The organism is Variovorax sp. P4_D9 (assembly GCF_056401695.1).
The window spans coordinates 1-9,258 of record NZ_JBFUIU010000350.1 but is presented as its reverse complement, the minus strand read 5'-3'; the positions used below and the strand labels follow the sequence as shown (position 1 = coordinate 9,258).

Genomic DNA, 9,258 nt, shown 5'->3' with positions numbered 1-9,258 from the left:
GGCCTGAAGAGCGTCGCATGGCCGCCGGCGGCGCGGGCCGCGGCACGCACGCGCTGCGACTCGCCGGGCGCGGCCAGAACCCAGCGCTGGCCGCCATGCCACTCGACCAGCGGCGCACCGTCGAGGTCGAGCACCGGCGCGGTCTGCGGCACAGAGAGCCGCCACAGCGCGCGGGCGCCCTCGCCGACGCCGAACCACGGATGCTGCTGGTCGCGCAGCGACTGCCAGCCGGCCGCCGCGCGCGCATTGTCCTGCCGCTCGCCGCCCAGCTGGCCACAGGCGGCCTCGACCGCCGCCACCGCGCCGCGCAGGCGCAGCGACAGCACGCCGCCGCCGTCGCGCTGGCGCCAGACGCTGGCATTGAGCGGCAGCGGCCGGCCGCCCCATTCGTTGACGAGCCGCAGCGCGTCGGCCTGGCTGCAGTCGAAATCCAGCGTGGCTTCGGCCGGCGCCACCGGCAGCACCTTGAGGCTGGCTTCGGCGACCAGCCCGAGCGCGCCCATCGATGCGGCCAGCACCCGCGAGACGTCGTAGCCGGCCACGTTCTTCATCACCTGGCCGCCGAAGACCAGCACCTCGCCGCGGCCGTTGACCAAGGTGATGCCGAGCAGGTAGTCGCGCACGGAACCGACGCTGGCCCGCGCCGGGCCGCTGAGACCCGCGGCGATCATGCCGCCGACCGTGCCGCCCGGCGCGAAGCGCGGCGGCTCGAAAGGCAGGCACTGGCCCTTCTCGGCCAGAAGGGCCTCGAGCTCGGCCAGCGGCGTGCCGGCGCCCACCGTGACGACCAGCTCGCTGGGCTCGTAGCTGGTGATGCCCGACAGGGCGGTGGTGTGCAGCGCAGCACCGCGCGCGGGCTGCCCGTAGAAAGCCTTGGTGTTGCCGCCCCGGATGCTCAGCGTCGTCCGGTCGGCGGCGGCGGCGCGGATGCGCTCGGCGATCTCGCCTAGGGCTGTGGATTCCATCGTGGTGTTTCTTGTCTTGGTCAGTCGGGGACAGAGCAAAAACGGCTGCGCAGTTTCTTGATCTGTCCCACAAGGTCTCAGAAGCGGGGCAGATCGGCGAAGGGCATCGACTTCCCCTTGCGGAACACCTGCTTGCCATACTCGGCGCAGCGTGACAGCGTCGGGATCACCTTGCCGGGGTTCAGCCCCCCGGTCCGATCGAAGGCCCGCTTGACGCCGAACATCTGCTCGTTCTCGGCCGCGGTGAACTGCACGCACATGCTGTTGAGCTTCTCGACGCCGACGCCGTGCTCGCCCGACACCGTGCCGCCCATCGCGACGCTGGTCTCGAGGATGTCGGCGCCGAAGAGCTCGCAGCGGTGCAGCTCGTCGGGGTCGTTGGCGTCGAACAGCACCAGCGGGTGCAGGTTGCCGTCGCCGGCGTGGAACACGTTGCAGCAGCGCAGGCCGTACTTCTTCTCCATCTGCTGGATGGCTAGCAGGATGTCGGCCAGCCGCTTGCGCGGGATGGTCGAGTCGAGGCACATGTAGTCGGGGCTGATGCGGCCCGACGCGGGGAAGGCGTTCTTGCGGCCGCTCCAGAACTTGAGGCGCTCGTCCTCGTTCTCGCTGACCGCGATGGCGGTGGCGCCGCAGCCGCGCAGCACCTCGGTCATGCGGCCGATCTCTTCCTCGACCTCTTCCGGGGTGCCGTCGGATTCGCACAGCAGGATGGCCGCGGCGTCGAGGTCGTAGCCGGCGCGCACGAAGTCCTCGACCGCTGCGGTCATGGGCTTGTCCATCATCTCGAGGCCGGCCGGGATGATGCCGGCCGCGATCACCGCGGCGACCGCATCGCCGGCTTTGCGCACGTCGTCGAAGCTGGCCATGATGCAGCGCGCGAGTTGGGGCTTGGGCACCAGCTTGACCGTGACCTCGGTGGTGACGGCCAGCATGCCTTCGCTGCCGACCACTAGCGCCAGCAGGTCGAGGCCGGCGCAGTCGAGCGCCTCGCTGCCGAATTCGATGACCTCGCCCTCGGCCGTGAAGCCGCGCACCCGCAGCACGTTGTGCAGCGTGAGCCCGTATTTGAGGCAGTGCACGCCGCCCGAGTTCTCGGCCACGTTGCCGCCGATGGTGCAGGCGATCTGGCTCGACGGATCGGGCGCATAGTAGAGATTGAAGGGCGCCGCCGCCTCGCTGATCGCGAGGTTGCGCACGCCGCACTGGACGACCGCAGTGCGGCTCACCGGGTCGATCTTGACGATCCGGTTGAACTTGGCGAGCGACATCGTCACGCCCATCGCGTGCGGCATCGCGCCGCCCGACAGCCCGGTGCCGGCACCGCGCGCGACCACCGGCACGCCGAGGCCGTGGCAGGTCCTGAGCACCGCCGAGACCTGCGCCTCGGTTTCGGGCAGGGCCACCACCAGCGGACGCTGGCGGTAGGCCGTGAGGCCGTCGCACTCGTAGGGCACGGTGTCCTCGTCGTGCCAGATCAGCGCATGGGCGGGCAGGTGCGCCTGCAGCGCCTGCACCACCTGCGACTGGCGGGCCGATGCCGACAGCGAAACCTGTTCGGAGGAAGTGAGCGGCGCATTCATTTCAGTTTTCCACCACGCTATCGCGTGACCCGCGACGCATGAAACGGGAACGGCCCACCCCGCGGAACCGGCTTTGCCGGCCCGCTGGGGTTGCCCCCGGAGAGGGGGGGCGGTCACACGAAGTGGGCAAGCCTTGGGGGTGATCTTTGCGTGACCCGCGTCGCATCAAACTTTGCTGTAATTGATGGGCGGCGTCCGGCAAAGAGGTCGGTTTGTACTTGGTGCCTCGAACCCGTATTTCAGTTGGACCCGCGGCTCCACGAGCACCCCGTACTGTCGCCCGGGGCTTGGCGCCCCTGAGCACGCATCTCAGACTTCGATGACGTGGGCCGCACGCCGATGTCGCCGCACATTGGAGGCAATCATGGAAGTCATCTATCCACGTTGTGCCGGYCTGGACGTGCACAAGCAAACGGTGGTGGCGTGCGTGCGCATTGCCGGCGACGGCCCCCCGTTGCAGGAAGTGCGCACCTTTGCCACCACCACCTCGGGCCTGTTGGCCCTGGCCGACTGGCTCGACTYSTTCGGCGTCGAGCACGTGGGTATGGAGGCCACGGGCGTGTACTGGAAGCCGGTGTGGCACGTGCTTGAAGGCCACTTCGAACTGGTGCTGGCCAACGCCGCGCACGTGAAGAACGTGCCCGGGCGCAAGACCGACGTCAACGACTCGATGTGGCTGGCGGACCTGCTGGCCCACGGCTTGATCCGCGCCAGCTTCGTGCCGCCAGTGGCCGTGCAGGAACTGCGCACCCTCACGCGCACGCGCAAGCAGTTCGTGCGCGAGCGCAGCGCGCATGTCTTGCGCATCGACAAGGTGCTCGAAGATGCCAACCTCAAGCTCGGCGTCGTGCTCACCGACATCATGGGCAAGAGCGGCCGCGCCGTGCTGCGGGCCATCGTCGACGGGCATGACGCCCCCGAGTACCTCGCCAGTTGCGTCAACATGCGAGTCAAGGCCAGTCGCGCCGAGGTTCTTGAAGCCCTGCGCGGCCGCGTCAGCGCCCATCATCGGTTCATGCTCAAGCTGCACCTGGGCCACATCGACGCGCTGGACCAGGCCATCGCCGACATCGAAAAGGAGGTGGGCCTGGGGCTCGAGCCGTTTCGACAAGCCGCCAAGCTCCTGRGCACCGTCCCGGGCCTGAGCGCTGTCAGCGCCCATGTGGTGGTGGCCGAGATCGGCATCGACATGTCGCGCTTCCCTACRCCCGCCCACCTGCTGTCCTGGGCCTGCCTGTGCCCGCGCAACGACGAGAGCGCCGGCAAGCRCCGCTCCACCCGATTGCGCCGCGGCGGCAAGTGGCTCAAGACCACGCTGGTGCAGGCCGCCTGGGCGGCCGTGAAGGTCAAGGACGGCTACCTGCAGGCGCAGTTCCACCGGCTGCGCGCTCGCCGCGGCGCCAAGAAGGCCATCATCGGCGTGGCCGCCTCCATGCTCACTGCCGCCTGGCACATGCTGCGCGACGGCACCGAATGGCACGACCTCGGCGCCGCCCACTTCGACCGCGCCGACGCCCACAAAACTGCCAACCGCCTGATCCGACGGCTCCAACAGATCGGCTACGCGGTGCAGGTCACACCTGTTTGAAGAGGGACGTTTCATCTCAGAACCTCAGCGGACGACCATCAACGTGAAGGGCCAGACGTAGGCCTGCATCGTGATCAACAGGCCGACCAGGCAAGCCAGCGCGATCGAGTGGAAGAACACGTAGCGCAGGATATCGCCTTCATGGTTGAACCAGCGGGTGGCGGTGGAAGCCACCACTATCGACTGCGCATCGATCATCTTGCCCATCACGCCGCCCGAGCTGTTGGCCGCGCCCATCAGGTTGGGCGACAGGCCGAGCTGCTCGGCCGCCACCTTCTGCATGCCGCCGAACAGCACGTTCGAGGCCGTGTCGGAGCCGGTCATGGCGACGCCGATCCAGCCCATCAAGGTGCCGAAGAAGGGATAGAAGGCACCGGTGTTGGCGAAGGCCAGGCCCAGCGTGGTGTCGGTGCCCGAGTAGCGCGTCAGGGTGCCGAGCGCCAGCATCAGCATGATGGTCAGCAGCGAGTAGCGCACCAGCCACAGCGTGCGGAAGAAGATCTTGACGATCTCGATCGGGTTGTAGCGCATGAACAGCGCGCTCACGACGGCCGACAGCAGGATGCCGGTGCCGGTCGCAGACAGCAGGTTGAGCACGTAGACGGCGCCCTCCTTGGTCGGCGCGGGCACCACCGGCGGCATCTTCTCGATGAGGTCGTGCAGGCCGGCCATCGGGAAGGACGGCGCGAAGATGCTGTTCAGCGCGGTCTTCACCGCCGGCAGCCCCCAGACAAAGACGAACACCGACAGGATCAGCCACGGCATCCAGGCACGGATCAGCGCGGCGCGGTCGTGGGTCACCAGCGGGGCCGGCGGCTTGGCCTCGTGCGCGCTGACGTCGTGCCCCTTGAGAGACGGCGAATGCCAGATCGTGCGGGGCTGCCAGACGCGCAGGAACAGCACCAGGCTGATCATCGAGATGATCGCCGCGATGATGTCGACCAGCTCGGGGCCGATGAAGTTGGACACCAGGTACTGGGGAACCGCGAAGGACACACCGGTCATCAGGATGGCCGGCCAGATCTCCATCATGGCCTTGCGCCCGGCGAAGGCCCAGATCAACCAGAACGGCACCAGCAGCGAAAAGAAGGGCAGCTGGCGGCCGATCATCGCGGTGACCTCCATCAGGTCGTAGCCATGCACCTTGGCCAGCGTGATGACCGGCGTGCCGAGCGCGCCGAAGGCCACCGGCGCGGTGTTGGCGATCAGGCTCAGGCCCGAGGCGGCCAGTGGCGAGAATCCGAGCCCGATCAGGATGCCGGCCGTGACCGCGACCGGCGTACCGAAGCCGGCGGCGCCCTCGAAGAAGGCGCCGAAGCAGAAGGCGATCAGCAGCAGCTGGATGCGCCGGTCTTCCGTGATGCCCGAGAGCGAATCCTGCAGCACCTTGAAGCTGCCGTTCTGCTCCGCCAGCTGCTGCAGGAAGATGATGTTGAGCACGATCCAGCCGATCGGCAGCAGCCCGGTGAAGCCGCCGAACAGCGCCGCGCGGCCGGCCATGTCGGCCGGCATGCCGTAGGCGAAGGCCGCGACGGCAATCGCCGCCAGCAGGCCCAGTCCGGCCGCGATGTGGGCCTTGATATGGAAGAAGCCGAGGCAAGCCAGCATCACCACCACCGGAATCGCAGCCAGCGCGGTGGAGATGATCATGTTGCCGAAGGGGTCGTAGATTTGCTGCCAGGTCATGGCGTGTCTCCCAGAAAAGTTGTGTCTCGTTTTCTGGACCGAACTGTAAGGACCCCGGGGCCCGCCGAGTTGAAGGTTTTTCTCGGCGACCTTGAAATTTGCTTGATCTAGCTCAGGGTTTCCACTAACCACTCAGCAAAGGCCTCGCACTCCCAGCGATCGAGGGTGCCGGGCTGCCAGCAGACGTAGTGGCGGAGCGGCGAGGGCACGGGACGGTCCGACAGCGGCACCAGGCGCCCGGACTCGAGCCATTGCGCGCCCAGCTGCTGGCGCACCAGCGCGACCCCGAAGCCGCTTGCCGCGGCGTCGTAGACCAGCCCGAGGTCGTTGAACTGCGAGCCCACGCGGGGCTCGGGGTGGTCCAGCCCGCAGCTGGCGAACCAGGTGCTCCAGGGCTCGAGCGGGCTGCGGATCAGTCGCGCGTTGGCGATCTCGGCCTCGGTGCGGAAGCCCGTGAAGGGGCCGAATTCGTTGAGGTAGCTCGGGCTGCAGGCCGGCACCACCGATTCTTCGAGCAGCGGCCGGCTCTCGCAGTCGGCATAGGCGCCGGTGCCGTAGCGGACCTCGAGGTCGGCCTGCTCGGCCGTGACGTCGAGCAGCGGGATCGAGACCTGCAGCACGAGGTCGACGTCCGGGTAGATGTTGCGGAACAGTTCCAGCCGCGGCATCAGGAACTGGCGGCTGAAGGTCGGCGTGACCGCCAGGCGCAGCCGGGTCGTTCGCGGTGCGGCATCGCCGTTCGGCACCGCTTGCAGCGCGGCCAGGCCGATGCGCACGTTCGCGAGGTAGGCGGCGCCGTCGGCGGTCAGGTTGAAGTCGCTGCGGCCGAAGAGCTTGAGGCCGATATGCGATTCGAGCTGGCGGATGCGATGGCTGACCGCGCTCGGCGTGACGCACAGCTCGTCCGCCGCGCGGCCCGCATGGCGCAGCCGGGCCACCGCCTCGAAGGTCAGCAGGCACTGGATCGGCGGGATGTGCTGGAGCGCCATGGGCGGTGCTCAGTCCTCGAAGAAGGCGACCGGGAGGCCGGGGGTGTCGACGCGCATCCGGATCACGCAGCCGGAGGCCGGCCGCTCCTCGAGCTCGGCCGCGGGCCGTCCGCGGCGGGCGCTGGTGACGAACAGCGTCTTCAGGTCGTCGCCGCCGAAGCAGGGCATGGTCGGGCACTGGACCGGCGTCGGCAGCGCCGCCACGCGCTCGCCCGAGGGGGCGAAGCGCAGCAATTGGCCGCCCTCGAACATCGCGGCCCAGTAGTGGCCTTCGGCGTCGATAGTGGCACCGTCGGGCCGGCCCTCGTAGCGCTGCGGCGAGGCCGGCGTCCAGCCCGCGGGCTTGTCCTCGAACTGATGGAACACGCGCTCGCGCGACAGGGTGTTGACGGTCGCGGCCCAGCGCCAGGCGCGCACCCGATGGGCCGCGGTGTCGGACCAGTAGACGGTCGCATCGTCGGGCGCGAAAGCCAGTCCGTTGGCGGTGGTGGCCTGGTTGGCCATCGGCACCAGTGTCGGCGCGCGGCCGCCGCGGGCATCGAGGCAGTAGAGCACTGCATTGGCCCGGTCCTTGGCCTCGTTGATGGTGCCGGCCCAGAAGCGACCTAGCGAATCGCACTTGCCGTCGTTGAAGCGCATGGTACGGATGTCGTGGTCGACTCTCGCCAGCGGCTTCAGCACCCCGCCCCATTCGGCCGCGCGGTAGACGCCGTCGCGCAACGCGATCACCAGCCCACCGCGGCGCGCCGGCGCCATGCAGCCGGGTTCGGTGGGCAGGCTCCAGCGCTCAACCGTCGGCTGGTGGTCGATGTCGCCGCGTGTACGCAGCACCGCGCGGCCGGGGATGTCAAGCCAGTAGAGCGAGCGCTCGACCGGATGCCAGAACGGCGACTCGCCGAGCTGGCTCAGGCTGTCGTTGAGAGTGGTCCACATAGGGACCGGAGCTTAGGCCAAACCGCAGGCGTTGCGCCCAAAAAAAGAGCCCGCGGCTGCGGGCTCAACATCCAAAGGAGACTCTCGCTGACAAATTCTTGTCCGCGGAAGCGGGCCGCCCGAGGCGGCCCCGAGGCTTCAGCGGTTGTAGGCGGTTTCGCCGTGGGAGGAGATGTCGAGGCCTTCGCGCTCTTCCTCTTCCGACACCCGCAGGCCGATGGTCAGGTCGGCGATCTTGAAGGCGATGAACGCCACCACGCCCGACCAGACGATCGTCAGCACCACGGCCTTGAGCTGAATCCAGACCTGGGCGCCGATGCCATTGGAGATCACGCCTGCCGTGACCCAGTCGCCGACCAGGCCGGGGCCGCCGAGCGATTGGGTGTTGAACACGCCCGTCAGCAGCGCACCGACGATACCGCCGACGCCGTGGACGCCGAAGACGTCGAGCGAGTCGTCCGCGCCGAGGATCTTCTTGAGGCCATTGACGCCCCAGAGGCAGGCGAAGCCGGCGACGAAGCCGATGATGATCGCGCCCATCAGGCCGACGTTGCCGGCGGCCGGGGTGATCGCCACCAGCCCGGCGACGGCGCCCGAAGCGGCACCCAGCATCGAGGCCTTGCCGCGCATCAGCGCTTCGCCGATGGACCATGCGAGCACGGCAGCGGCGGTGGCCGAGAAGGTGTTCATGAAGGCCAGCACGGCGCTGGTGCTCGATTCGAGGGCGGAGCCGGCGTTGAAGCCGAACCAGCCGACCCACAGCAGCGAGGCGCCGACCATGGTCAGCGTCAGCGAGTGAGGCGTGAACGATTCCTTGCCGTAGCCGATGCGCTTGCCGATCAGGAACGCACCCACAAGACCGGCGACGGCCGCGTTGATGTGCACCACGGTGCCGCCCGCGAAGTCGAGCGCGCCCCACTGCCAGATCAGGCCGGCCTTGTCGTTCATGGCGTCGACCACGTCCTTGTTGGCATAGGCGTCGGGGCCCATCCAGAACCAGACCATGTGGGCGATCGGTGCATAGCTGAAGGTGAACCAGATCGCCATGAACAGCAGCACGGCCGAGAACTTGATGCGCTCGGCGAAGGCGCCGACGATCAGGCAGCAGGTGATGCCGGCAAAGGTGGCCTGGAAGGCGGCGAACAGCAGCTCGGGGATGTAGACACCCTTGCTGAAGGTCGCGCCCGGGGCGAACACGCCGGTGGCCGGATCGAAGATCCCCTTCATGAAGAGCCGGTCGAAACCGCCTATGAAGGCGTTGCCCTCGGTGAAGGCCAGGCTGTAGCCGTAGATCATCCACAGCACGACGATCATTGAGAAGGTGACCATCACCTGCATCAGGACCGACAGCATGTTCTTGCTGCGCACCAGGCCGCCGTAGAACAGCGCCAGGCCGGGGACTGTCATCATGATCACGAGCAGGGTCGAGACCATCATCCAGGCGGTGTCGCCCTTGTTGAACGACGGAGCCGGGGCGGCAGCGGGAGCGGCCGCATCGGCGGCGGGGGCTGCGG

At 68.3% G+C, this 9,258-nt stretch carries 7 protein-coding genes; 1 reads left to right on the top strand and 6 read right to left on the bottom strand.

What is annotated here, in order from left to right; translation table 11 throughout:
• On the bottom strand, nt 1-965 hold a 965-nt coding region (gene glcE, locus AC1DY5_RS30380; RefSeq protein ID WP_478117507.1), incomplete at its 3' end, for a glycolate oxidase subunit GlcE.
• Nucleotides 966-1,042: 77 nt separating this feature from the next.
• A complete protein-coding gene (locus AC1DY5_RS30375; RefSeq protein ID WP_478117506.1) occupies nt 1,043-2,548 on the bottom strand; it encodes an FAD-linked oxidase C-terminal domain-containing protein in 1,506 nt (501 codons plus the stop codon).
• A 364-nt stretch (nt 2,549-2,912) separates the two neighbouring features.
• Here AC1DY5_RS30375 and AC1DY5_RS30370 point away from each other — a divergent pair, with 364 nt between their 5' ends.
• Nucleotides 2,913-4,136, top strand: a complete 1,224-nt coding sequence (locus AC1DY5_RS30370) for an IS110 family RNA-guided transposase (protein ID WP_478117504.1) — start codon at nt 2,913-2,915, stop codon at nt 4,134-4,136.
• 24 nt (nt 4,137-4,160) lie between these two features.
• On the opposite strand, the gene AC1DY5_RS30365 is transcribed toward AC1DY5_RS30370, so the two are convergent.
• From AC1DY5_RS30365 to amt, 4 genes are all read right to left on the bottom strand, one after another.
• Nucleotides 4,161-5,822 (bottom strand): L-lactate permease, encoded by a 1,662-nt coding sequence (locus AC1DY5_RS30365; protein ID WP_478117502.1) that lies wholly within the window; start codon nt 5,820-5,822, stop codon nt 4,161-4,163.
• Nucleotides 5,823-5,929: 107 nt separating this feature from the next.
• Complete coding sequence (locus AC1DY5_RS30360; RefSeq protein ID WP_478117500.1) at nt 5,930-6,811, bottom strand: LysR substrate-binding domain-containing protein; 882 nt, start codon at nt 6,809-6,811, stop codon at nt 5,930-5,932.
• 9 nt (nt 6,812-6,820) lie between these two features.
• Nucleotides 6,821-7,744 carry an SMP-30/gluconolactonase/LRE family protein gene (locus AC1DY5_RS30355; protein ID WP_478117498.1) on the bottom strand — a complete coding sequence of 308 codons (924 nt, stop codon included), beginning with the start codon at nt 7,742-7,744 and terminating at the stop codon, nt 6,821-6,823.
• Between the two features lie 138 nt (nt 7,745-7,882).
• Nucleotides 7,883-9,258: ammonium transporter (gene amt, locus AC1DY5_RS30350; RefSeq protein WP_478117496.1), on the bottom strand; the 1,376-nt coding region annotated here is incomplete at its 5' end.

What these genes read in the sequence shown, in the direction of transcription:
- AC1DY5_RS30360 (WP_478117500.1), bottom strand. Translation starts at nt 6,811, where the DNA reads ATGGCGCTCCAGCACATCCCGCCGATCCAGTGCCTGCTGACCTTCGAG.
- AC1DY5_RS30365 (WP_478117502.1), bottom strand. Translation starts at nt 5,822, where the DNA reads ATGACCTGGCAGCAAATCTACGACCCCTTCGGCAACATGATCATCTCC.
- AC1DY5_RS30375 (WP_478117506.1), bottom strand. Translation starts at nt 2,548, where the DNA reads ATGAATGCGCCGCTCACTTCCTCCGAACAGGTTTCGCTGTCGGCATCG.
- AC1DY5_RS30355 (WP_478117498.1), bottom strand. Translation starts at nt 7,744, where the DNA reads ATGTGGACCACTCTCAACGACAGCCTGAGCCAGCTCGGCGAGTCGCCG.